Source organism: Pseudoalteromonas sp. P1-26 (assembly GCF_001401795.1).
Taxonomy (GTDB): Bacteria; Pseudomonadota; Gammaproteobacteria; order Enterobacterales; family Alteromonadaceae; genus Pseudoalteromonas.
Genome location: NZ_LKDX01000010.1, coordinates 28,112 through 51,748, shown reverse-complemented (window position 1 = coordinate 51,748; position 23,637 = coordinate 28,112). Strand labels below are relative to the sequence as shown.

Below are 23,637 nucleotides of genomic sequence, written 5' to 3'. Positions count from 1 at the left end.
AATTAGCTATTTCTTGATATTAATATTATTAAAACACCTTGCTGGGAAGGCATGATGCAGTATCAACATATTTCAGTACCCTCGAATGGCGCGCAAATTACTATCGATAGAAAGGGTCAATGGCATATTCCTGATAACCCGGTTATTGCTTACATTGAAGGCGATGGTGTTGGTCAAGATATCAGCCCGGTGATGCGAGATATTGTTGATGCTGCAGTGAATCATGCTTATCAAGGCGATAAACAAATACATTGGATGGAAGTGTTCAATGGCGAAAAAGCAGCTGCGCTATACGATGGCGACTGGTTCCCGCAAGAAACCCTGCATGCGGTTAGGCAGTATAAAATTGCCATAAAAGGGCCATTAACAACCCCCCTCGGCGGTGGTTTTCGCTCTTTAAATGTAGCCCTTCGTCATGAGATGGATTTATTCGTTAACATGCGGCCTATTCGCAGTTATCCGCATTTACCATCCCCCTTAAAAGAGCCTGAAAAAACTCAAATCACAGTAATACGCGACAGCTCTGAAGATGTTTACTCAGGCATTGAGTGGCAGGCTGGCAGTATTGACAACGAGCGTATGCTTGATTTTCTGTGCCAAGAAATGGGTGTCACCCGACTTCGTTTTGATAACCAATGCGGTATTGGTATTAAAAATAGCTCGAAAGAGGCGGCAGAGCGACTAATGCGTTACGCTCTAAACTTTGCCCTCAAAGAGCACAGTGAATCACTGACTGTGGTGCACAAAGGTAATGTACTTAAATTTACCGATGGCGCCTTTAAACGCTGGGCATTTGCCCTAGCAGAGCAAGAGTTTAACGCTGTAGCGCATGAAAATGGTCGTTGGTTAGTGATCAAACGTGACGAGCAAGATGATTTAATTATCAAAGAAGTCATTGCCGATAACATGCTACAACAAGCGCTGCTCACCCCAGAGCAATTTGATGTGGTGGTAACAACCAATCAAAACGGCGATTACTTAGCTGATATGCTAACCGCACAAGTCGGTGGGGTAGGTATTATGCCTGCGGCAAACTTAAATAATGAAGTGGCCTTTTTTGAACCGACTCATGGCACATTTAATCGCATAGCCGGGGAAGACAGTGCAAATCCAACAAGCAGTATTTTAAGTGCGGTTATGATGCTACGCTTTATGGGCTGGCACGAAGCGGCGAATAAAATAGAAAAAGCCCTAGAGCAGACGCTTAGCGCAAATGAAATGACGTTTGATTTGGCTAACCTAGTAGCCGGTGCGACGATGCTTAGTTGCAGTGATTTTGCAACAAGCATCATCGCGCGAATAAGTAACTCAAATAATGAACCATATTAAGCGGCATTGGCGCTTTTAACTGCGTAGACACATGGTTTACCTGTTAACTGTGCTGCACGTTGGTAAATGTGCTCTGCACCAGGTTCGTTGCTTGTCATGCCTGTTAATGTATCCATTAACGCAACCACTAAAATAGCTGGTACTTGGCAGCAGTATTCATCTAACACTGCAGTTGTTGTTTGTGCATCAACATGACAATGCGGGTGAGTACGTACTGTGCTATACGCTTTTAACAGTGTCTCTGCTTGTAAAACATCATCATCTTGATGTTTGGTTTTACGGCATTGGCAACCAAACTCATCAACCATTGTTGCCAGTGTTTGGTAAATCTCATCGCAGGCTAAATCGCTTTTTTTACAAAGCTGCTGCTCGATGAATGAGTGTAATTGACCATTGATGTAAAGGCCGTCCTGTTGAGTGAATTGCGCTGAAGTTTCCATAATCATTTTCTCTTTGTTTATGTGCTTAACTTCACTCTAGCCCTTCACTCATTATTAATGAAATTGTTGTTTTCAATAACTGATATTGATTTTATCAATATTATACTGTTTTTAACGATCAGCTACGGTACTGGCAAAGGCAAGTAGCTCTCTACGCAGCCACTGATGCGGGTTTGCGTGATGTAGCAAAGGGCTCCATAACATTTTTACTTCAATAGGCACGATTTGAAATGGCACTGGACTTATTACCAAATCAGTGTGTTTTGCTAATAACATGGCTTGGCGACGGGGCAGTGTTGCTATGAGTTGAGGTGATTGGCAAAGTAGGCTCGCCACCATGTAATGGCGGGTGAATACGCGAATATTGCGGGTTTGTTCTAGTTGCCATAATGCCTCATCGACCCAGCCGAGTTTTTGGCTGCCTGATTTATTTGTTACTGCCGCTTCTACGCCCCAACCAGCCCGATTCACCCAAATGTGCTCTTGAGCAAGGTAGCCTTCGAGGTTTTGCTGTTGCAAGTAAGGGTTGTCTGGGTGTGTTAAGCAGCAGTAATTGTCTCGCCAGACACTGGCTTGGTGAAATGAGCGGGGCAGGCCGTTAAAGCGATTAATGGCAAGGTCGATGGTGCCTTTTTCCATATCTTGAAGGTTAACATCGCTTGGACTCAAAATATCAAAGTTAAGCCCCGGATTTTTTGCTAGCTGCTGGGTGATAAATGGCGCAATAAGGGTTGATTCAAGGTAGTCGTTTGCCATGATCCGAAACGTAATATTCGCGGTGCTCGGATCGAATACCTCACTTGGCTGAGTAATTTCTTCAGCCATTTTTAACAGTGATTCTATCTCAGGTTTAAGGCTGAGCGCTTTGGCGGTTGGCGTCATTGTGCCTGCGGCTCTCACTAATAATGGATCATCAAACAAATCTCGCAAACGCTTAAGGGCGTTACTCATTGCAGGTTGAGTCAAAGCTAGTTTATTGGCGGCTTTAGACACACTTTGTTCATCAATGAGGACATTTAAATACACCAGTAGGTTGAGGTCGACGTGCCTAATATTCATTTGATCAATCTTATTTATTATCTTTATTAATTACCTAAATTAAAGCGCGCTTGCTATTGTGTGTAAACAAGGCGACTAAAATAATCAGCATAAGCGATAAAAATAATGCCACAGCAAAATTCACATTTGGCTGTTAAATCACACAGCGAACAGTTAAATCAGGTCGTAGCGACTAAGCTTGCCCGTGCGGTGTATGCTGGCTTTGAGGCTATGTTTGCAGAGTTTTTAAATATTACCCTCGGTGCACAAAGTCGTTTTGAACAGCGCCAGTGGCATCAAGTTCAAGGGGCTATGAAATCGCGATTGCAAGTTTACGAAGGGCAAGTAAAAAAGGTAAGCCAAGCGGTAAAAATTATTGCTTATAGCGAAGTAGACGACCCAGCGCTTTGGTTATTAGCCAAACAAATATACGCAGAAATGGTGCAAAGCCATGAAAACCAGCCTATTGCTCATACCTTTTTTAACTCAACCTTCGGTGCAATTTGGGACTCACGAAAAATCCGCAATGTGCACTTGTTTGTACTAAAAGCACGATATCAACTGGGGCCAAGACCCTTTGATTCATTGGTTAGCCGCATTTCCCTGCAAAATGGCTTTGAAAGTGCGATTAGTAGCTTGATCAAGCGCCATGTATTTCGGTCACAATACGCTGATTTTACTGATGATGTTGCCATGTTACAGCGTACCTTGATTGCTGGAGCGAAACAACAATGCCCACAAGTTTATGAGCTGCTTGCTCTCAACGATGGCTATATTGAATACGCTAATTCATTGTTTTTCAGAAATAAAGCGTGCTACATCATAGGTCGTTGTATTGCTAAAAATGGCGATAACATGCCATTTGCGATTGCGCTATTAAACAGTGAAAAAGGTCTTCACATTGATGCTGTGATGATGGGAGCTGATCAACTCAGCTTGTTGTTTGGCTTTGCGCGTACTTATTTTATGGTCGACACTGACCAACCCGCCCGATATGTTGATTACCTCAGTGTTTTAATGCCTCATAAGCAACGTTTTGAGCTGTTTAATGCCATAGGCTTTATCAAACACGCGAAAACCGAGTTTTATCGTTATAAAGTTGATACCACCCGTAATAGCCCCGTTGACGATAAATACACACTTGCGCCGGGTACGCCGGGCATGGTGATGCTGGTATTTACCACCCCAGGCTCAGATTATGTGTACAAGGTAATAAAGGATAAATTTAGTGCGCCAAAAACGGCCACCAAACAACAAGTAATGGCTAAGTACGACTTTGTTAAACAAGCCGACCGAGTAGGACGGCTAGTTGATACCCACGAATTTCGTTATTTAGCGTTTGATTTAAGCCGATTTAGTGATGAGCTTATACAAATAATGCAGCAGCAAATTGGCGATAGCTTAGTGATCTCGGGTAATGCACTTATTTTGCGCCATGTTTATGTAGAGCGAAAAATGACGCCGCTTAATTTGTATATAAACGACTGTGATGAGCGAAAACTGCAGCAAGTAATGGTTGATTACGGTAAAGCGATAAAAGAGCTTGCGGGGGCTAATATTTTCCCCGGTGATATGCTGATGAAAAACTTTGGTGTAACCCGTTGGGGAAGAGTGGTGTTTTATGACTACGATGAAATTTGTCCGATGACAGAGTGTCAATTTAGAGAGCTGCCAAAAACCGATGACTCATTAGATGAGCTCAGCAGCGAAAGCTACTTTGATATCGCAGAAAACGACGTATTTCCGAGCCAGTTTAAAGTATTTTTTAGCGCTAATAAGCGAGCGTTTGATCACTTCAATGCTGCACATCAAGATATTTTCACTGCCACGATGTGGCAGCAATTACAAACTGCGATAAACGATGGGCAATTGCTTGATGTTTATCCTTATAAGCAGTCTTGGCGCTTTTCGTCGATGAGAGCTCAAATGAAAAAAACTCAACCTATAACTGTTTAATAGGAACATAGTGTTAGCGTATGCTATTGAAAAAATTGCTAAGGAACGCACTATGAAAAACACACTGTTATTATCGAGTTTATTTATTTCGTCTATGGTAAGCGCCAATCCGTTATTAGGTAGCTGGCAATTTGTTGAAGGCAAATATGCAACCAATGACGGCTATGTGACGGCAAAAGCGCCAGAAATTACCTCTGTTAAACTGATTACACCCAGTCATTTTAGCTATATCACCCAAAAGCAAGGCAACTTTCATTATGCTGGTGGCGGCAAATATGTTTTGCAAGACCAGCAATTTATCGAAACTTTTTCCTATGGTAATGTTCCTTCACTACTTGGTAAGACCATGGCATTTGATTACAAAATAAAAGGTGACTTGTGGCACCACACCTTGTATGAAAATGGCAAATTAGTCGAAGCTGAGATCTGGCAACGAATTAAATAGAAGGTGATATGCGTTATATTAAGCACGAAGACTCACAGTTACATTTTGCGCAAACAGATAAACCAGCCCTAAAAGATAACGAAGTTCTTATTGCTGTTGCAGCAATCGGCGTTAATCGGGCAGATTGTTTACAGCGACAAGGTAAATATCCTGCGCCCAAAGGTGACAGTGAAATTCTAGGGTTAGAATGCGCCGGTACCATTGTTGAGCAAGGCAGTGCAGTATCGGGAGATTGGCTTAATAAACGCGTTTTTGCCTTGTGTGCGGGCGGTGCTTACAGCGAGTATGTTGCCGTTGATGCTGCACAAGTAATGCCGTTACCAGATGAAATGACAATGGCCCAAGGCGCTGCTATCAGTGAAGTATACTTAACGGCTTTTTCTGCCTTATTTCAATTTGGTCAGCTCAAAGCGGGGCAGACGGCACTGATCCATGCGGGAGCTAGTGGTGTCGGTGGGGCGGCAATTCAAATGGCAAAACGCGCAGGCGCTCAAGTGGTGATCACCGCAGGTAGTGATGAAAAGTGTGAGCATGCCAAACAGCTTGGTGCAGATCACACCATTAATTATAAAACCACTGATTTTGTAGAGTACTTCAAAGCCAATAATTTACAGGCCAATACCATTGTTGATCCTGTCTCAGGAAGCTATTTAAATAAAAATGCTGCCGTTGCAGCAATGGATTGCCAAATTGTGATGTTAGCCTTTTTAGATGCGCGCTTTGCTGAGGTTGACTTTGCAAGGCTGCTTAGCAAACGTATTTCCTTTCATGCATCAACTTTGCGTAATCGTTCAATTGAGTTTAAACGTCATTTAAAAGAGCAGTTTATTTCGCGCTTTTATGATGACTTGGCCAACGGGCTGTTCGATTGCAATATCTATAAAACCTTAAATTGGCAAGAAGCGAATGAGGCTCACCGTATTTTAGATAACAACGAAAACTCGGGAAAAGTGGTGATGTTAGTTGAATAACATCAATTTGCCCATATTATTGGTTTTATTAGTAGTTAAAAGTAAAGGTTAATATGAACCCTATTATTGCAATGCTCAAAGAGCACAATGTAAGTGACGAGAAAGTGCGTGAGCTGTTTCAAGCGTTTATGGAAAACCCAATGATGGCAATGGGTCTAGTCCAACAGTTAGGTATCCCACCAGAAAAGCTTCAACAATTGATGGCATTAGTGATGACGCAGCCACACCTTATTAAAGAAGCGGCTGAATCAGTGGGTATCAGTGATGATGAAGTTGAGCAAGCCAAAGCGCAGTTCAAAAATCAGCAGTCATAAAATTAAATGATACGAATTTAAAAAAGGTTAGCTCTTTGGCTAACCTTTTTTGTTAATTACTGATACGAAAACACGTCGTCTAGTTTCTTATCAAACAGTTGAGCAATCTTAAAAGCCACCTCGAGCGAGGGTGAATATTTACCTTTTTCAATTGCTACTATAGTTTGCCTTGAAACGCCAACTGCCTCTGCCAATGCTTGCTGAGTCATTTCGTTGTGATGAAATCGAAGTTCCCGAATGGTATTACTGAGCTGTTTTGTCATCTAGCTGTCTCTTCGATATAAATACGCTTTGCTGGCAATAGTAATAATTTCACTGGCTAAAAAACCAATAATTAGAAAGTGCATAATATTATATAGATCAGAGACCTCAGGTAACAGCATGCGTCCAGATACGCGCTCAATTTGCGTCGCTAAAAATACACACATTAAGATAGTTGCAGAGCAGAACCAGTGACCAAGTTTGGTGCTTTTTAGCTCAATGAGCTTATCACGCTCATCATCCCCTAAGTCTGCTTCTTTGTGTTTAATGCCTGCAAGCACAGATTGCATAATGATCTCTAAGATCACCGCAACCACGACAACCTTATACAAATAAGACACCATAGTATCTTGGCTAAGATCACCTGCAGCTTGTAGTGAATTAATGCCTAACAGGTAATAGCTTAAAAGGCCTATGGTTACCACCAAGGTGCCCCAAATTGTCATTTCTTTGTAGCTCATTTTCTTCCACCCCATGTAAAAAATATTTGACTTGGTGTTAAGTAAACTACTCATTGCTCGGTATGTCAAATATTTTTAACACCATGTATGGTATTTTTATCATTGACGTATTTCGTTACATTTAGTTGAGAACTAATTCCTACCGCACAGACTCCTAATGAATCAAACAACAAATTAGGAACGAATATGAACTGGCTTTTAAAGGTATGGAAAAATAACCGCTCATTGATTTTATTTATCTGCTTGATGAGTGTGTTCAGAAGTGCAGTGGCTGATTGGTATGAAGTGCCAACAGGTTCTATGAATCCGACCATCATTGAAGGGGACCGTATTTTAACGGATAAAATGGCTTATGATCTGCGTGTGCCATTTAGTCATATTTCGCTAATGCGCACAGATGAGCCAAAAGCCGGTGATATTATTGTATTTGATTCTAAGGCTGCAAATAATCGCTTAATAAAGCGGGTTATTGGTGTGCCGGGCGATACAGTGACTTTAGTCGATAATAAATTGATCATTAACGGTAAAGCACTTGATTACGCATTAACTGATGATGAGCATGAGCAGCAAACACTGATTGAAAATCTTGCCGGTGTTCAGCACGCTATTGTGGTATCAAAAACGCCCTCGGTGATGCAGCATTTTGCCCCTGTCGTAATTCCAAAGGATATGTATCTAGCGATGGGTGATAACCGTGATAATAGTGCAGACTCACGAGTGATTGGTTTAGTGCCTCGCAGTGAGTTATTAGGCAAAGCTAAAAGAGTCATAGTGTCACTTGATTATGATGATTATTACTTACCTCGAAAAGAGCGAGTTTTACATGATTTGTACTTAGCACCCTAGATAAAAAAAGTACAAAATTGGCAATTTATAATTTTATGTTTCAATATTAACGACATAAAAATAATAAGCCAAAAGGTAAAGTATGATAAATGATAAGTTTGCGAGATTAATTCGATGTTATTTTTTACTCGTCTTTTCGATCAGTCTGGTTGCATGTGGTTCGAGCTCAAAAAACGAATCTACAAAAGTTGATGACACTAACAGCTCAACACCGGATACAGGTGTTGAGCTTGTCGATAACAGTGGTAGTGCTGACTATAAAATTATTATTTATGGCAATAGCCATAGTGCTAGATTAGGGGATTTGCTTGAACAGCTTATTTCCAGTGAGCTAACCAACGCTCAAGTTTCAACTCTTACCATCAGTGGTCGTTTTTTAGATGAAATAGTGAACACTTCGGGCAATATTGAAAAGCTACAGCAAGCCAATTGGAGCCATGCTATTTTTCAAGGTCAAAAGTATTCTCAGTCTGGCTCTGTTAATTATTCTACAAGTGAGGCTGAGCGTTTAATTGCCAGTGCAAAAGAGCTGGAAATTACACCTATTTTGTTTCCTGAGCATCCACAGCGAGGTGACAGCAAAGAAGGGGAGCTTGTCTATCAATTACATTTGTCGATTAGCGAAAAAGAGGCAAGTTGTGTTGCACCAATCGGCTTAGTTTGGGATAAAGCAATCGCTGCATTACCTGAGCTTAATTTTTACAGTGCAGATGGCAATCATGCTTCAGATGCAGGGCACTTACTGACCGCGATGACTTTTTATGAAGTCATAACAGGTGAGCTTGCAGATACCCTAGCTTACAATGCTGCTTTTGCTATTACCGAACAACAACACCAGCAGTTTGGGCAAATAATTACTCAAGTACTGACTGAGTATCCTGCATGCCCAAGCTCATAAGCTAACAACATTATCTAAAGCATTCATTAAATACAAAAAAACCGTTGTGTCTGAAACACAACGGTTTTTTATATTAACTTGCAATTGTGTAATTACATTACACGCATGCCAGGCTCTGAGCCTTCATCTGGGTTTAGAATATAAATTTCTTTACCGCCAGGGCCTGCAGCTAATACCATGCCTTCAGACATACCGAAACGCATCTTACGAGGCTTAAGGTTCGCTACCATTACCGTTAGCTTGCCTTCGATATCTTCTGGTGCATACGCCGATTTAATACCTGCGAATACTTGGCGCGTTTCGCCACCTAAATCTAAGGTTAGTTTTAATAGCTTATCTGCGCCTTCAACGTGTTCTGCTTTAGCAATTTTTGCTACGCGTAAATCAACTTTCGCAAAATCATCAAATTCGATTTCTGGGCTGATTGGCTCTTTTGCTAGTGGGCTGTTTGGATCAATCTTGTCTTTTTCAGCAACTAGGCTTTCTTTTGATTCTTCAATCATTTTATTTACTTTATCCATTTCAACACGCTGCATTAGCGGTTTGAACTTATTAATTGCGTGACCAACAAGCGCAGTTTGCGCGCCTTGCCATGTTAAATCGTCGTTTAAGAAAGCTTCAACGTTTGCAGCCATACCTGGAAGAACAGGTTTTAAGTAAGTGATAAGTACACGGAACATATTTAAGCCAAGTGAACAAACATCGTGTGTTTCTTGTTGTTTTGTTTCGTCTTTAATCAATACCCAAGGCGCTTTAGCGTCGATAAATTGGTTTGCTTTATCAGCAAGTGCCATGATTTCACGAATTGCACGGCTGTAATCACGGTTTTCATAGTGATTTGCGATGCTTGCAGAAGCTGCTTGGAACTCACCTAATAGTGCTTCGTCCATTACGGTGTCGCTAAGCTTACCGTCAAACTTCTTGGTGATGAAACTTGCACAACGGCTTGCGATATTAACTACTTTACCTACTAAGTCAGAGTTAACACGTAGTGCAAAGTCTTCAAGGTTTAAATCAAGGTCAGTAATACCGTTGTTTAATTTTGCCGCGTAGTAATAACGAAGATATTCAGGATCTAGGTTATCAAGGTAAGTACGCGCCTTAACAAAGGTGCCTTTTGATTTAGACATCTTCGCGCCATTCACAGTCACAAAACCATGGGCAAATACGTTTGTTGGCTTTCTGAATTTTGCGCCATCTAACATTGCCGGCCAGAATAGACTGTGGAAATAGATGATGTCTTTACCAATGAAGTGGTAAAGCTCTGCATCTGAGTCTTCGCTCCAAAATGCATCAAAATCAATCCCTTTTTTATCACACAGGTTTTTAAAGCTCGCCATGTAGCCAATAGGTGCGTCTAACCACACGTAGAAGTATTTACCTGGTGCACCTGGGATTTCAAAACCAAAGTAAGGTGCGTCACGGCTGATATCCCACTGCTGTAGGCCATCTGCAAACCATTCATCAAGCTTGTTCGCCATTTCTTGTTGAATCGTGCCTGAGTGTAACCACTCTTTAAGCATGTCTTCAAAAGCAGGTAGGTCGAAGAAGTAATGCTCCGAATCTTTTAAGATTGGCTCAGCACCCGACATAACAGAGCGTGGGTTGATAAGTTCAGTTGGGCTGTAAGTTGCACCACAAGAATCACAGCTGTCACCGTTTTGATCTTCTGACTTACACGTTGGGCAAGTACCCGTTACAAAGCGGTCTGGTAAGAAGATACCTTTCTCTGGGTCGAAAAGTTGAGAAATAGTATGTTTTTTAATGTGACCCGCTTCATTCAAACGGTTGTAGATTAACTCGCTGAAATGACGGTTTTCTTCACTGTGCGTGCTGTGATAGTTATCAAATTCAATGTTGAAATCAGCAAAATCGCGTTGACGTTCAACACTCACGTTTTTAACCATCTCTTCTGGCGTGATCCCTTGCTTTTGCGCATTAAGCATAATTGGTGTGCCGTGAGCATCATCCGCGCAAACGTAATAGGTTTCATGACCTTGTTGTTTTTGGAAACGCGCCCAAATATCAGTTTGGATATATTCTAGTAAATGACCTAAGTGAGTCGGGCCATTGGCATAAGGTAATGCGCTAGTAATCAGGATCTTTCGCTGTGCCATAATCATTCCGAATTGAGATTAGTTCGATGCAAATATGCTCGAATATCATTATTTAATTCATTGTGAGTTGCTCATAGACAACTCAAAGCAATGATATTATCTAATTGTCTGGTTTTAATGCCTTGAATGTTACATAATTCCGCAGCACTTTTCATCAAAGAAACGCTAATTTATTGCTATGTTTGGACTGTCAAAACTATTCTCAAGTAAATCGGCTGAAAAAGCACCTATCATTGCAGCCTTAGCCGCCTACCGTAGTAGCGCATTTGCCATTGGTATTGAGCAAGATTGGCTCGAAGAGCTTAATCAAAACAGCGATAAAAGCTGGCAGGTAAAACTAAGCCTACCTTTTGCTGGCGTGGGCGAAATCACTGAGATTGAAAAATTTGTCGCTGATAAACTATCAGTGCCTGTGTCAATTAGTGCTAAAGTGAAATTACCTAGCACATATAGTTTTAAGCAAATTAAACATATTGTGCTCGTTGCTTCAGGTAAGGGCGGCGTAGGAAAGTCAACTACGGCGGTGAATCTTGCCTCGGCTTTAGAACAAGAGGGTGCCAAAGTGGGTATTCTCGATGCTGATATTTATGGCCCGTCTATTCCATTGCTTCTAGGTCTACAAGGGGCAGAGCCGAAAACAGCAGATAATAAAAATTTACTTCCTTTTGAAGCGCATAACCTCAAGGCGCAATCGATCGGCTTTTTAGTGCCAAGTGATGACGCGACCGTTTGGCGCGGACCAATGGCATCGGGAGCACTTAATCAGTTAATGAACGAAACCGCTTGGGGTGAGCTTGATTATCTAATTGTTGATATGCCTCCAGGTACGGGCGATATTCAATTAACCATGAGCCAAAAAGTGCCAGCCAGTGGTGCAGTGATCATTACCACGCCTCAAGATTTAGCGCTAGCCGATGCGCAAAAGGGCATTGCTATGTTCAATAAAGTGAACGTACCTGTGCTTGGTTTAATTGAAAACATGAGCTACTTCTTATGTGGTCACTGTGGTAAGCCTAATCATGTATTTGGTAAAGATGGTGCCGTAAAATTAGCACATCGTCATGGTGTACCAGTGCTGGCTAATATTCCGCTGGCCATTGAAATTCGTGAAAGCTCGGAGCAGGGCGATTTAATTGCCACAGACAACGAGGCTCAAATAAGTGAAACCTACAAAACTGCAGCACGCGTGCTTGCTAGTAGCTTGTATTATCAACAGGCGCACACAAGCGCAGTTGAAATTGTCATTACTGAAGATTGATTGTTGCAAAGATTTTGTTAGTGGGTTTTTCTTGTTAACAAAATCCAGATTGATTATTTTGTACTAAATTTTTCTATCTAACCCCACTTTTAGTCGCATATAGCCTGCATTTTCGTGAAATATGTCGAAAAACAAAGTTGCAGCAAATGTTAATATTTTATTGACGTTTTAATAACCGTGACATACTCTAATGAAAGCGCTTACATTGTTAGGTCTTTTTATTTGTCTGTCAATGTAAGCGCTTACAATTGACTGATTAAAACTATACTCTATATATATCAGTTGAGTACTAACAAACACATAATGTTAGGGTTCAATGCAATGAACAAATTCAAAACACACTTAACACAACTAGCAATGGCGCTTTCTGTAGCGACTTTAGCTGGCTGCGGTGGCTCTGCCACAGATACAAAAATAGATACTGTCGATCCAACTGAACCAGTTTCAGATTGGGTGATGGTTTGGGAAGATAACTTTGACGGCGATGCCATTGATGACAACAAATGGAATTTCGAAATAGACTGTGCAGGTGGCGGTAATAACGAAAAACAATGTTATACCGACAGTGAAGAAAACGCCTTTGTTGCAGACGGTATTCTTAATATCGTTGCATTGCCTGCAGAAGACGGTGCTGCAAAGCCTTATACATCTGCACGTATCAATACTCGCTACAAAGCCGATTTTAAATATGGCCGTTTTGAAGTAAGAGCAAAACTACCTAGCGGTCAAGGTTCTTGGCCTGCGTTTTGGATGATGCCAACCGACGAAGTTTACGGTGAGTGGCCTCGTTCAGGTGAAATCGACATTTTAGAATCAGTGAATTTAAAAGTCGAAAATGATGATGGCTTAGAGTCAAATATCTACGGCACGTTACATTATGGTCAAGCGTGGCCAAATAACGACAGTAGTGGTCAAGCGTACACCTTCGCGCAAGATTCAAATCCAGCCGATGATTTTCATACTTATGCTATTGAATGGCAAGAGGGTGAAATTCGTTGGTACGTAGATGATTATTTATATGCAACACAGCGCCAGTCAGAATTACTTTATAACGCTGACGGTGAAGCACTGGCTCTTAAACATAAGGGTTGGTACACAGAGTACTTTGATCAAACAACTGGTGAGTTAACAACTTTCTGGGACGCTGCGCCATTTAACCAAGAGTTTTATTTAATCTTAAACTTTGCTGTTGGCGGTGATTGGCCTGAAAATGTTAATGCCCTTGGTATTGATGCAACTGCATTCGAAAATGGTCAAACTTTTGAAGTTGACTATGTACGTGTTTATGAATGTGCTCAAGATCCAGACACAGGTAAAGGCTGTGAAACAGTTCGCCCAGGTTATGACAATTTAGAAGATGCACTAGTGCAAGGCGCAGCTCCTGCTCCAACGCCACCAAGTGATGGCACTGTTACGCCGCTGACTATTTTTGATAGCAGTTTTAACCCTAACTGGCCTGCATGGGACTGTTGTGGTGGCACAACGCCAGGATTAGTTGAAGATGAAGACCGTGGTAATGTGGTTGAATTTAGTGTGGGTGCGGAACCTACTGTAAATGGCTTTATTAGCCGTGATGCCTTTATTACCGATGAAAACGGTGAAGCGTCACCTTATGATGCCAGTGCAATGTTAGAAGACGGCTATGTGACTTTTGATATGCAAGTAACGTCTTTACCATCAACGCCAGACGCACCTTGGTTATTTAAAATCGAAAGTGATGAAGGCGCGACAGCCGTTGAGCTAAACCTAAGTGCAAGTACAGAAGGTGTTAGCCCAGTTGCCGGTGAATGGCAAACTTATACCTTCCCACTGCAAACATTAGCTGATGCGGGCTTAAACGTATCACTGATTGATGTAATCATGATTTTCCCTGCATGGGGTCAAGGTGAGGGTGCTGTTTACCGTGTTGATAATGTTGAAATTACCAATGGCGGCACAACAACATTACCTTCATTAACTTTATTCACTGATGAAACTAATCTTGATTGGCCGCTATGGGATTGTTGTGGTGGTTCAACACCTGTTGAAGTAGTCGACGACGAAGAGCATGGTGTTACTGCAGAGTTCTCTATTGGTGCAACTCCTACGGTAATGGGCTTTATTAACCGTACTTCATCTGGTGGCAGTGGTACGCAGTTTGACGCATCAGCATTGGTTGATGACGGCATGCTGCAGTTTGAGATGAAGATCACCTCTTTATCATCAACACCAGATGCGCCTTGGCTATTAAAAGTTGAGTCTAATGAAGGTGCAACAGCAGTAGAAGTTAACCTTAACACAAGCTCAGAAGGTGTTGACCCTGTTGCTGGTGAATGGCAAACATACACGTTCCCAATCAGTACTTTATTAAACGCAGGTTTAGATGTAAGTGCTATTGATGTAATCATGATTTTCCCTGCTTGGGGTCAAGGTGAAGGTGCAGTTTACCGTGTCGACAATGCTCGCATTTATGCACCAGAGCAAGAATCGGCAGCATCAGAGCTGACGCTGTTTGCCGAAAACGTGGCTGATCAGTGGAGCATTTGGGATTGTTGTGCTGGTAGCACGCCAACAGTCGAAACTGACGATGAAACTCATGGCTCTGTGGCAGAGTTTCAAATTGGTTCTACCGCTACGGTAATGGGGTTTTTAGCTGATGATGGCGTGAGCTTTGATGCATCACACTTATTATCTGAAGGTGTGGTTCGTTTTGAGATGAAGATAGTTTCAAACGCCAGCGACCAAGATGCTCAGTGGTTATTCAAAATTGAATCAAACGATGCAGGTCAAGCTGTGGAGCTTGCGTTGAGTGCAAGCCAAGAAGGTGTCGAGCCTGTGGTTGGTGAGTGGCAAACCTATACTTATACACTTGCCGATTTACTAAGTGCAGGTCTTGATATTAGTGCAATCGACGTTGTTATGGTGTTCCCGTCATGGGGTATGGGTGAAGGTGCGGTTTACCGTATTGATAATGCAGTTATTGCAAACCCGTAATTAAGATTGGCAACAAGTGATGGGTGCTGATTACAGCACCCAGTATCCATGACAACATATTGCAAAAGCAGGTATATCATGAAAAGCACAAAATTTATTAAAACACCTCTTGCAGCGTCAGTTGCGATGATTTTAACCGCAGGGCTAGGCACTATGTCGGCTTATGCACAGGATGAGCAAGAGAAAGCTGATAACGATATTGAAGTTATCGAAATTAAAGGTATTCGTGGCAGTATGATCCGCGCCATGGATATGAAACGTGATGCAACAGGTGTTGTTGATGCGATTTCAGCAGAAGAGATGGGTAAATTCCCAGATACTAACTTAGCTGAATCATTACAGCGTATTACCGGTGTATCAGTGAGCCGTTCAAACGGCGAAGGTAGCGAAATTACGGTACGTGGTTTTGGCCCTGAGTTTAACCTAGTAATGTTGAATGGCCGTCAAATGCCAGGCACGGGTTATACACGTTCATACGCCCTTGAGAATATTGCCGCTGATGGTGTAAGTGCACTTGAAGTAGCGAAATCAGGTCAAGCTGATGTTCCAAGTGGTGGTCTAGGCGCTACTGTAAATATTATTACAACTCGCCCATTAAATAGCCCAGGCGAAAAGTTTAGCTCGTCTATTAAAGCTATTCATGACTCGTCAAATGAAAAAGGTGATGATGTAACGCCAGAGTTTTCAGCGATGTACAGCAATACCTATGCTGATGATACATTTGGTTTTGCGGCATCATTCTCTCATCAAGAACGTGATTTTCAACAGCAAAGTGCCAATATTCAAGGTTGGCAGGCCAATGTTGACTTACCAACTCTTGATGAAGGTGACTACATTGACCCACGTGCAGTAGATAGCGAAGGCAACCGTGTCGGTAATCATTTCTTCCCGAAAGACATGAACTACAGTATTGCTGATGTTGAACGTGAGCGTACTAATGGCCAAGTAACTTTACAGTACTCGCCAATTGAAAGCTTTACTGCAACGGTTGATTACACAGCAAGTCGTGCAATCACCGGTGTTGAAACTGCAGGTTGGGGTATTTGGAATGAGTTTGGCAGTAACATCAATAGTTATGAGCTTGATGAAAATGGCACAGCGCTTTATGCCGATATCAGTGGTAATGATGGTTCATTCACCGCAAGCCGTGCCACTACAGAAGTTAAAGCACGTTCAATTGGTTTAAACCTAGAATGGCAAATCAATGACCAGTGGGAAGTTGAGTTCGATTATCATGATTCGAAAAACGAAACAGATAACGGCGCAGATGATGGCTTAGGTTCTGATGGTCAAATCATTCTTGGCTCTGACCAGTTACAGAGCAAAGTATATGACTATCGCACTGGTGAGGTTCCGCATGCCTACGTTAATTGGAACAATGGTACTACAGTACTAGACCCAAGTGAGATAGATTCAAACTTCAGTCAGTTTATTTACTCACCAGGTGAGTCTAATGTTGAGCAAGCTCAGCTTCATGCAACCTGGTTCAATGAAAGCTTTGAAATTCCGCTTGTTAAAGTGAAATTCGGTGCTGCAAATACTAAGCAAACTATGGGTGGATTTACCGCTTGGAGTGGCTTACGTGGGGGCCCTGGTTTTAACCCTTCATTCACCGAAATCTTCCCAGATGGCATGTTCACTTATAATGATACAGGCGACATGCTAGACCAGTTCGCTGGTGGTGGTAGTGCCCTTGAGCCTAATTATTACTACACCTATAGCTTTGAAGAAGCGTTAGCTCGTCAACTTGCTTATTTAAATGAAGACTTATTGGGCGATAATCAATACTCAATTGACCCATTTTATGATGGTATCGACAGTGAAAGCTACGTAGAAGAGAAAACGCAAAGCTTTTATGTGAATAGCTTATGGGAGTTCGATGTAGCTAATTACTTCATACAGATTAACGCAGGTCTTCGTTATGAAGAAACTGATGTGACCAGTACGGTTCGTCAACGTGTTGAAAGTCAAGTTAATTGGGTAAGTGCATCTGAGTGGATCATGCAGTACGAAACTGGCGGTACAGATAACTTTTATCAAGAAGAAGGTAACTACGATATTTGGTTGCCGAACATTGACGTAAAAGTTGAAATTACAGACGAGCTTGTTGGTCGTGTTTCGTGGGGTAAAACCATGGCACGTGCGCCGCTGGGTAATTTGGCTGGTGGTCGTAGCTTAACGGGTAGCCCTAAACCAGGTTCGCGTACAGGTAGCCAAGGTAATACTAACCTATTGCCATTTGAATCAACTAACCTCGATTTATCACTTGAGTACTACTACGGCGAAGGCAGTTATGCGTCAGTTGGTTACTTCAAAAAAGACGTAGATAACTTTATTCAAACGCAAATCACTGAAACAACCATTGAAGGTCTATACGATATCTTAAATGGTCCTCGTTACCTTGAAGCTGTGGCATCTGTAGAAGCACGTGGCGAGCAGGCAACGAGTGACGCTGTGTTCAATGAAATGCTGGCATTAGGTTATGGTAATGCGGACGGTGCCATTGAGCCAACGAGTTCAGATCCACTGATGGTATGGAATATTTCTCAGCCACAAAATACTGATAGCAAATCAGTTGATGGCTTTGAACTTGCTGTTCAACACTTATTTGGTGAAAGTGGCTTTGGTTTAGGTGTCAACGCAACATTTGTAGATGGTGATGTTGAATTTGATGTAGCAAGTTTAACTCAGCAAGCTCCACTATCGGGTTTAAGTGATTCAGCGAACTTCCAAGCCTTCTATGATAAAGATGGCTTATCAGTAAAAGTGACTTACGCATGGCGTGACTCATACTTAATTGGTGTTGGTCAAGCGCAAGGTTCATCTGATGCGCCCCCACAATTTGGCGATACCTACGGTCAATGGGACTTAAGTGTTAACTACGACATCAACGAAAACATGACTGTTTTCTTTGAAGGTATAAACCTTAACAACGAAACTGAGCGTGGCTACGGTCGTTACGAAGAGCAGTTCTTATTTGCTCGTCAATACGGACCACGTTACACAATCGGTGCCCGTTATAGCTTTTAATATGTGATCCCCAAAGGAACAAAAGCCGCTCAATGAGCGGCTTTTTTTATTAAAAAACGTGATTTTCAAAATGTGAAAATAAATAACGGGTTTAGAATGGTTTCTTGCGATAAAAGAAGTAACCCGAAAAATAGCAAAAAATAGCAATGCCAGGATTAATTAATAAATTAGGCATGAACACAATATCGGTTTCACCGAAACAGTAGAAGTAAAAGGCTATAGTGAGTAATGAAGGTAGCGGGAAAAAGAACGTTTCGTTAGCAACTAAGCCCACCACCGACCAGCTAGTTAAAAGTAGTGAACCGACAAAAACGAGAAAGCCATGCCATAAATCGTGCTTTTTAGCGTAGTTTTTGGCTATTAAAATTGCGACAACGCATGCTGGCAATGTTATTACGGATAAAATAACGTAATCCATAACAACTTATCCTCATTCTCCTTATAGACGGGGCATTAAAACAAAACTCAGTACTTCAGATAAATCAGAAAACACTGATCTTATTACCTGAGATGGCTTATCTTATTTTGTTGAGAATTATTCGCGCAACACGCTGATGATTTGTGTAATATATGGCACACTATAGCCACCCCATTTGGCTTTACTGATACACACTCGATTTTTGTTGTGTTTCAACTAGAGCTTAGCGTGTTTTTTCAACTTAAAATCATATGTTTAAGTTGTATTAGGTAGAATAATAAATGAGATTATCAGATACCCATATTCAGCAGTATATTGACGAAGGCCGCATTGTTATTGAGCCTACACCGAGTAAAGAAATGATTTCAGGTGTGACGGTAGACTTGCGGTTGGGCAACAAGTTTCGAGTTTTCCAAGATCATACCGCAGCCTATGTTGACTTAAGTGGTCCAAAAGATCAGTTAAATAAGGCGATGGAATCAATCATGAGTGATGAGATTGTGCTTGCTGAAGAAGAAGCATTTTTCCTCCACCCAGGTGAACTGGCACTGGCTATCACCCATGAAAAAGTCACATTACCAGCAGATATTGTTGGTTGGTTAGATGGTCGTTCATCGTTAGCACGTCTTGGTTTGATGGTTCATGTTACAGCACATCGTATTGATCCGGGCTGGTCTGGTAATATCGTGTTAGAGTTTTATAACTCAGGCAAATTGCCATTGGCTTTACGCCCAATGATGAAAATTGGTGCCATGAGCTTTGAAACCATGACAAGCCCTGCAGAAAACCCATACAACGTTCGTAAAGACGCAAAATATAAAGATCAAAATTCGGCGGTTGCAAGTCGTATCAGTGATGATAATAAATAATTAGAGTTTGTGTGGCTTTCGGGCCACATAACATTTTGTTACTGAACTTTTTACCTAATTAAAGCCTGCATAATTGGCAATTTAAGCGTATTCCTCCCATACTTTTAGCTGGTGTTTAAAGCACGGAGCTAAAATGCACTTTATTGGCAAGCAAGTCCATCGGGTTATAAAAAAATTGCTCGTATTTCTGTGTTGTGTGTTGTTACACAGCGTAAGTACTTTTGCTGCCAGTGATAGTGCATCAGTTTGGCTGCTTGACTCCGCTGAGCCACTTGCCAAATTAAGTGAATCCTTGGAACAATCACTACAAAATGCTAAAAAGCTGAATGCACTCGAAAGCAGTTCTATTCGCCTTGCCCCGCAAACATCTCATTGGTTAATAATCGATTTATTCCAACTACCCGACAATAATAATTACGTTGTTTATCTTGGTGAGCCTAATTTAACCTGGGCTAAATTTTATCTTTTAGATGAAAACTATCAGGCTACCAATAATCAGCGACTCGCTTCACTCGAAAGCTTATCAAATGTTCGACCGCACTGGTTAATAGAGCATAGCCAGGGCCATCGCTGGGCATTGGTTAACTTTGAGCACGATAGGGCACTGACGATAGAAGTTGGGGTGGTTTCAGCCAAAATATTTGAAACCAATTTACATCAAATAATTTTAAGCTATGGCGCAATTTTAGGCGTGCTAGTTTTATGTATGTTTGTATGTGCTGTCTATTTTTTTGTATCGCAGCAACCAAAATACTTAGTGTTGGATGCGTACTTCGTGTTGGTTTGTATCGGATTTTTGATTGATAACGGGTTAATAAACTATCTTGTTGATGGTTTAGACTGGGAAGCAAAATGGCCTGTTAATGAGTTTGCATTATGTTTTATAAGCTATTTTTTATATCACTTTCTAGCGATCCATACCTATAAAGTTACGTTTAAAAAGGCTTGGCAAGCTATGATGGTTTGTTTACTCAGCGCAGCCGTGTTGTCATCACTATTGCCTCAGTTTAATCGTCAGTGGCTTTTTATAGTCAGCTGTTTGGGCTTTTTGTGCTTTGCTTCTGTAATCTTTTATAGTTTGATTAAGCGTAAAAACAACCGTACTCACCTGCGTGTTTTTATGCTTTTAACTATTGTTATTCAAGTGCTGAGTCTATTTATCTGGAATGGCTTTGGCATTGGTTACCATGGTGTTCATAACACCATCTTACTTATGGCATCACTTGCGATATGTTCCGTACTGTTATTAAAAGATCGCCAGCAAATCTCAGCGTTTAGCTACTCCATGTTACATGATGCAGATACTAAGCTACCAAATAAGCAGTTTTTACTCGCGCAAATGGTGAAGAAAGTATCGCAGAAACAACACTTTTCAGTTTTATTATTTAAACCTCATGTACTTTCAAATGCCCGCTCTACATTTGGTTTTGAGCAAGCCAATATTTGTATCAATGAAAGATTAAGTATCTTAAATACTCAGCTACAGAGTATGAGTGCACTAAAGCTTGAAATTCAAGCAAGCAGAAGCGCGTGGCTTGCTCACGTTGATGACAGTACGTTTGGCTGTTTAATTATGGGCGAGCTTGAGCTAAGTCACATAGAGCAGTTTGCATGTTTGATCCATGGGGTCTTTGAAGAAGGGCTCACCCATGAAGATATTAATTTAGTTGATAGTGTTGATATTGGGGTTGCCTATTACCCGATGCATGGCAATACCGCGAAACAAATCTTGCAATGTGCGATACAAGCTATGTCTGAAAAGCGTTTACAAGGTGAACGTTGGCGCATGTTCGATTCAGAAACTGCACGCCTTTCTGAGCAAAGGTTATCGATTGCTGCTGCACTTAAAATTGCGATTGATGAGAACCAACTCAGCTTACACTTTCAGCCGCAGATATGTTTGAAAACAGGCAAAGTAGTGGGCTGTGAAGCATTGCTGCGATGGCAGCATCCTGTATTTGGTGCAGTAAGCCCAGATGTATTTATTCCAATTGCAGAGTCAGCAGGGGTGATCAATCAGCTTACAGAGTGGGTCGTTGAAAGGGGCATTGAATGGCAAGCGAAGTTTTGCAAACTGATACCCGATCACGTTATTTCTATTAATATTTCAGCAAAAGATTTATTAAATAAAGACTTACCCGTGCTTTTAATCACTATTTTAAATGAGCAAAAAGTGCGTGCCGAATCTGTGATGCTGGAGCTTACAGAATCTGCAACTTTGGAGGAAAGTAAAAAGATCAAAGCGACACTTGATGACTATCGTTTAATCGGTTTAAAGCTAGCAATTGATGATTTTGGTACCGGCTACTCATCGCTTGCTTATCTGAGCCAGCTAGGCTTTGATGAGGTGAAAATAGATAAACAATTTGTGTTAAACCTGCCATTTTCAGTGAACGATCAGAGTATTTGCCGGGCAACCTGTGACATCGCCACTACTTTGGGTGCACATGTTGTTGCTGAGGGTATTGAAGATGAGCAAAGCCTAGCAATGCTGCAAAGTTATGGCTGCCAATTTGGACAAGGGTATTATTTTTCAAAACCGCTTTGTGCAGATGATTACTTAACTTGGATAAGCGAGGTGCAGAAAGTTGAAATTAGCCTTGATGCAACAGCGAACCTAACTGATTAAAGTAATTCAGCAGTGCTGAAAAGCAGCGCATTGTATGCTGCTCATCTGGGTAGATTAAGCCACTTGTCGATAACCCACTCACTAAAAAGCTATTTTTTATATCAGGGTGCATGGCAATACACTTTTCAAAACAGCGAGCCGCTAGTTCTTCAGGCATACTCATATAAAGTTGCTTTACTTGCCTATCAAAAGCGATAGATTGCTTCACGAACGCATTTGGATTTTCACCTGAGGTGTCTAAAAATACCTGATGGTAAAACTCATTTAAGTGTTGATTAAGTGGATGACTCAAATCTGGTGACTGTTCGAGCCACAGTGCTGAGCAAAATTGCATACTCTTTCTGCTCTTAAATAAATGCTGACAAATATGGTGATCAAACGCATGAAACCATTCATGTGCCAGAGCGCCACCACCGGCATTTTTTGCTAGCGCAAGGGTTTGACTGTGAGCATTATAATGAGCCTGCACACCTTTTTGGCCACCATGACCAAAGGCAAAATTAAGCTTTCCCCTAAGGCCTATTGCCGTTGGGGGTAAAGTCAGTATTTGCGCTAGATCAGCTAAGGCATCGTAAATTAAATTCGCCGCTAATAGCCGCTCTTGCTTATTAACCCAATTGCCAACCACCATGGTACGAAAACCAAAGGTATCGCGAATATCGTCAAAATCGACCTGATCATCAAAGCGATAATCTGGTCCCTGACGGTGAAAACCGGCACTAAGCCGTTTTGATACACGCATTATAAATAGCGTGCCTTAACATCATCTGGCATATGTTGGGTTTGCTTATCGACCAGTGCTGCTAATAATCTGTATAGCGGTGTTACATCAAGGCCTTCAATCAGTTTAAGGCTATGAGCCACTGCTTCTAAAGTTGATAAGCTATCTGCGCGTGGTGCTTTACGAATGACGTATTTGTTTTGTGGTATTTGCTTAAAACTCACAGCCTGAAACCCCTGAAGGCTTGGAGTTAATTGCAGCATTTTGTAGGCTTTTTTCCACGTACCATCAATCACAATTAAATGAGTTAAAGACTGTTTGAAAGCATCTGTAGTGGCAGTGTGTTCATCTAAACATAATGCATTATCAGCAGGATAGAGTACCGCAGTTGTTGCTTTTGGCAATGTTGCGAGCTGTAAAAAGTCTTGTTCTGACTCACCTGCAATGATTTGGCAGTTATCTAAGCCTAAATTCAGTAAATTAGCGGTGTTCTTAGTAACTTTTTCCTCACTAGGGTGGCGTAATATAATGATTTTTAGTTTATTATTGATTATGCTTATTGAATCACATAAACAGGTTTTAACTGAAAAGCCACAATGTGAGCACAATTCTCTAGCCATACGAACTCAGGTGTAAATCAAAACTATACCTAGTATACATGAG

General features: G+C 41.5%; 20 protein-coding genes. 12 read left to right on the top strand and 8 right to left on the bottom strand.

Translation table 11 applies throughout. From position 1 onward, the window contains the following. The first annotated feature begins 54 nt into the window (after positions 1 to 54). Positions 55 to 1,329 carry an NADP-dependent isocitrate dehydrogenase gene (gene icd / locus AN394_RS07425; RefSeq protein ID WP_055021138.1) on the top strand — a complete coding sequence of 425 codons (1,275 nt, stop codon included), beginning with the start codon at positions 55 to 57 and terminating at the stop codon, positions 1,327 to 1,329. On the opposite strand, the gene AN394_RS07420 is transcribed toward icd, so the two are convergent. Together AN394_RS07420 and AN394_RS07415 are read right to left on the bottom strand one after the other, a co-directional pair. Continuing rightward, positions 1,326 to 1,769 carry a hypothetical protein gene (locus AN394_RS07420; protein WP_054561244.1) on the bottom strand — a complete coding sequence of 148 codons (444 nt, stop codon included), beginning with the start codon at positions 1,767 to 1,769 and terminating at the stop codon, positions 1,326 to 1,328. The two genes, icd and AN394_RS07420, sit on opposite strands and share 4 nt — an antisense overlap. 111 nt (positions 1,770 to 1,880) lie before the next feature. Further along, the gene (locus tag AN394_RS07415; protein ID WP_055021137.1) at positions 1,881 to 2,828 is read right to left on the bottom strand and encodes a LysR family transcriptional regulator; all 948 of its coding nucleotides are present in this window, start codon (positions 2,826 to 2,828) and stop codon (positions 1,881 to 1,883) included. Positions 2,829 to 2,933: 105 nt separating this feature from the next. On the opposite strand from AN394_RS07415, the gene aceK reads away from it, so the two are divergent. From aceK to AN394_RS07395, 4 genes are read left to right on the top strand one after another with little or no spacing between them, the layout of a single operon-like run. Then, the gene (gene aceK, locus AN394_RS07410) at positions 2,934 to 4,763 is read left to right on the top strand and encodes a bifunctional isocitrate dehydrogenase kinase/phosphatase (RefSeq protein ID WP_055021136.1); all 1,830 of its coding nucleotides are present in this window, start codon (positions 2,934 to 2,936) and stop codon (positions 4,761 to 4,763) included. A gap of 52 nt (positions 4,764 to 4,815) precedes the next feature. Next, positions 4,816 to 5,208 (top strand): hypothetical protein, encoded by a 393-nt coding sequence (locus AN394_RS07405; protein WP_054561986.1) that lies wholly within the window; start codon positions 4,816 to 4,818, stop codon positions 5,206 to 5,208. Between the two features lie 8 nt (positions 5,209 to 5,216). Then, positions 5,217 to 6,179: a zinc-binding dehydrogenase gene (locus tag AN394_RS07400; protein WP_054561247.1), complete on the top strand. Its 963-nt coding sequence runs from the start codon at positions 5,217 to 5,219 to the stop codon at positions 6,177 to 6,179. 53 nt (positions 6,180 to 6,232) lie between these two features. Beyond that, complete coding sequence (locus AN394_RS07395) at positions 6,233 to 6,493, top strand: DUF2999 family protein (RefSeq protein WP_054561248.1); 261 nt, start codon at positions 6,233 to 6,235, stop codon at positions 6,491 to 6,493. A gap of 56 nt (positions 6,494 to 6,549) precedes the next feature. On the opposite strand, the gene AN394_RS07390 is transcribed toward AN394_RS07395, so the two are convergent. Both AN394_RS07390 and AN394_RS07385 read right to left on the bottom strand, forming a co-directional pair. Further along, positions 6,550 to 6,756, bottom strand: a complete 207-nt coding sequence (locus tag AN394_RS07390) for a helix-turn-helix transcriptional regulator (protein ID WP_054552938.1) — start codon at positions 6,754 to 6,756, stop codon at positions 6,550 to 6,552. Further along, positions 6,757 to 7,215 carry a hypothetical protein gene (locus AN394_RS07385; protein ID WP_054561249.1) on the bottom strand — a complete coding sequence of 153 codons (459 nt, stop codon included), beginning with the start codon at positions 7,213 to 7,215 and terminating at the stop codon, positions 6,757 to 6,759. Between the two features lie 186 nt (positions 7,216 to 7,401). Here AN394_RS07385 and lepB point away from each other — a divergent pair, with 186 nt between their 5' ends. Then, complete coding sequence (lepB, locus tag AN394_RS07380) at positions 7,402 to 8,061, top strand: signal peptidase I (protein ID WP_055021135.1); 660 nt, start codon at positions 7,402 to 7,404, stop codon at positions 8,059 to 8,061. Between the two features lie 82 nt (positions 8,062 to 8,143). Beyond that, positions 8,144 to 8,959, top strand: coding sequence for a hypothetical protein (locus tag AN394_RS07375; protein WP_055021134.1), 816 nt, complete (start codon positions 8,144 to 8,146; stop codon positions 8,957 to 8,959). A gap of 92 nt (positions 8,960 to 9,051) precedes the next feature. Here AN394_RS07375 and metG read toward each other — a convergent pair whose 3' ends face one another. After that, positions 9,052 to 11,076 (bottom strand): methionine--tRNA ligase, encoded by a 2,025-nt coding sequence (gene metG, locus AN394_RS07370; RefSeq protein ID WP_055021133.1) that lies wholly within the window; start codon positions 11,074 to 11,076, stop codon positions 9,052 to 9,054. A gap of 178 nt (positions 11,077 to 11,254) precedes the next feature. Between metG and apbC the strand changes: the two genes are divergently transcribed. From apbC to AN394_RS07355, 3 genes are all read left to right on the top strand, one after another. Next, positions 11,255 to 12,334 (top strand): iron-sulfur cluster carrier protein ApbC, encoded by a 1,080-nt coding sequence (gene apbC, locus AN394_RS07365; RefSeq protein WP_054561253.1) that lies wholly within the window; start codon positions 11,255 to 11,257, stop codon positions 12,332 to 12,334. A gap of 321 nt (positions 12,335 to 12,655) precedes the next feature. Then, the gene (locus AN394_RS07360; RefSeq protein WP_055021161.1) at positions 12,656 to 15,307 is read left to right on the top strand and encodes a glycoside hydrolase family 16 protein; all 2,652 of its coding nucleotides are present in this window, start codon (positions 12,656 to 12,658) and stop codon (positions 15,305 to 15,307) included. 78 nt (positions 15,308 to 15,385) lie between these two features. After that, positions 15,386 to 18,337 (top strand): TonB-dependent receptor, encoded by a 2,952-nt coding sequence (locus AN394_RS07355; RefSeq protein ID WP_054561254.1) that lies wholly within the window; start codon positions 15,386 to 15,388, stop codon positions 18,335 to 18,337. Positions 18,338 to 18,428: 91 nt separating this feature from the next. Here AN394_RS07355 and AN394_RS07350 read toward each other — a convergent pair whose 3' ends face one another. Further along, positions 18,429 to 18,755 carry a hypothetical protein gene (locus tag AN394_RS07350; protein ID WP_055021132.1) on the bottom strand — a complete coding sequence of 109 codons (327 nt, stop codon included), beginning with the start codon at positions 18,753 to 18,755 and terminating at the stop codon, positions 18,429 to 18,431. A gap of 281 nt (positions 18,756 to 19,036) precedes the next feature. On the opposite strand from AN394_RS07350, the gene dcd reads away from it, so the two are divergent. Continuing rightward, on the top strand, positions 19,037 to 19,624 hold the full coding sequence (gene dcd, locus AN394_RS07345) for a dCTP deaminase (protein WP_055021131.1): 588 nt from the start codon (positions 19,037 to 19,039) through the stop codon (positions 19,622 to 19,624). 133 nt (positions 19,625 to 19,757) lie between these two features. Then, a complete protein-coding gene (locus tag AN394_RS07340) occupies positions 19,758 to 22,253 on the top strand; it encodes an EAL domain-containing protein (protein WP_055021130.1) in 2,496 nt (831 codons plus the stop codon). Here AN394_RS07340 and AN394_RS07335 read toward each other — a convergent pair. Both AN394_RS07335 and AN394_RS07330 read right to left on the bottom strand, forming a co-directional pair. Beyond that, the gene (locus AN394_RS07335; RefSeq protein ID WP_055021129.1) at positions 22,219 to 22,995 is read right to left on the bottom strand and encodes a CLCA_X family protein; all 777 of its coding nucleotides are present in this window, start codon (positions 22,993 to 22,995) and stop codon (positions 22,219 to 22,221) included. The two genes, AN394_RS07340 and AN394_RS07335, sit on opposite strands and share 35 nt — an antisense overlap. Next, on the bottom strand, positions 22,995 to 23,594 hold the full coding sequence (locus AN394_RS07330; protein ID WP_054561259.1) for a tRNA-uridine aminocarboxypropyltransferase: 600 nt from the start codon (positions 23,592 to 23,594) through the stop codon (positions 22,995 to 22,997). Before AN394_RS07330 ends, AN394_RS07335 begins: the two co-directional genes overlap by 1 nt. Between the last annotated feature and the right edge of the window lie 43 nt (positions 23,595 to 23,637).

Bases quoted from the DNA above. Each gene is read 5' to 3' on its own strand.
- AN394_RS07375 (WP_055021134.1), top strand. From the start codon at position 8,144: ATGATAAATGATAAGTTTGCGAGATTAATTCGATGTTATTTTTTACTC.
- apbC (WP_054561253.1), top strand. From the start codon at position 11,255: ATGTTTGGACTGTCAAAACTATTCTCAAGTAAATCGGCTGAAAAAGCA.
- AN394_RS07330 (WP_054561259.1), bottom strand. From the start codon at position 23,594: ATGGCTAGAGAATTGTGCTCACATTGTGGCTTTTCAGTTAAAACCTGT.
- AN394_RS07385 (WP_054561249.1), bottom strand. From the start codon at position 7,215: ATGAGCTACAAAGAAATGACAATTTGGGGCACCTTGGTGGTAACCATA.
- icd (WP_055021138.1), top strand. From the start codon at position 55: ATGCAGTATCAACATATTTCAGTACCCTCGAATGGCGCGCAAATTACT.
- metG (WP_055021133.1), bottom strand. From the start codon at position 11,076: ATGGCACAGCGAAAGATCCTGATTACTAGCGCATTACCTTATGCCAAT.
- lepB (WP_055021135.1), top strand. From the start codon at position 7,402: ATGAACTGGCTTTTAAAGGTATGGAAAAATAACCGCTCATTGATTTTA.
- aceK (WP_055021136.1), top strand. From the start codon at position 2,934: ATGCCACAGCAAAATTCACATTTGGCTGTTAAATCACACAGCGAACAG.
- AN394_RS07420 (WP_054561244.1), bottom strand. From the start codon at position 1,769: ATGGAAACTTCAGCGCAATTCACTCAACAGGACGGCCTTTACATCAAT.
- dcd (WP_055021131.1), top strand. From the start codon at position 19,037: ATGAGATTATCAGATACCCATATTCAGCAGTATATTGACGAAGGCCGC.
- AN394_RS07350 (WP_055021132.1), bottom strand. From the start codon at position 18,755: ATGGATTACGTTATTTTATCCGTAATAACATTGCCAGCATGCGTTGTC.
- AN394_RS07390 (WP_054552938.1), bottom strand. From the start codon at position 6,756: ATGACAAAACAGCTCAGTAATACCATTCGGGAACTTCGATTTCATCAC.
- AN394_RS07360 (WP_055021161.1), top strand. From the start codon at position 12,656: ATGAACAAATTCAAAACACACTTAACACAACTAGCAATGGCGCTTTCT.
- AN394_RS07340 (WP_055021130.1), top strand. From the start codon at position 19,758: ATGCACTTTATTGGCAAGCAAGTCCATCGGGTTATAAAAAAATTGCTC.
- AN394_RS07395 (WP_054561248.1), top strand. From the start codon at position 6,233: ATGAACCCTATTATTGCAATGCTCAAAGAGCACAATGTAAGTGACGAG.
- AN394_RS07335 (WP_055021129.1), bottom strand. From the start codon at position 22,995: ATGCGTGTATCAAAACGGCTTAGTGCCGGTTTTCACCGTCAGGGACCA.
- AN394_RS07415 (WP_055021137.1), bottom strand. From the start codon at position 2,828: ATGAATATTAGGCACGTCGACCTCAACCTACTGGTGTATTTAAATGTC.
- AN394_RS07355 (WP_054561254.1), top strand. From the start codon at position 15,386: ATGAAAAGCACAAAATTTATTAAAACACCTCTTGCAGCGTCAGTTGCG.
- AN394_RS07405 (WP_054561986.1), top strand. From the start codon at position 4,816: ATGAAAAACACACTGTTATTATCGAGTTTATTTATTTCGTCTATGGTA.
- AN394_RS07400 (WP_054561247.1), top strand. From the start codon at position 5,217: ATGCGTTATATTAAGCACGAAGACTCACAGTTACATTTTGCGCAAACA.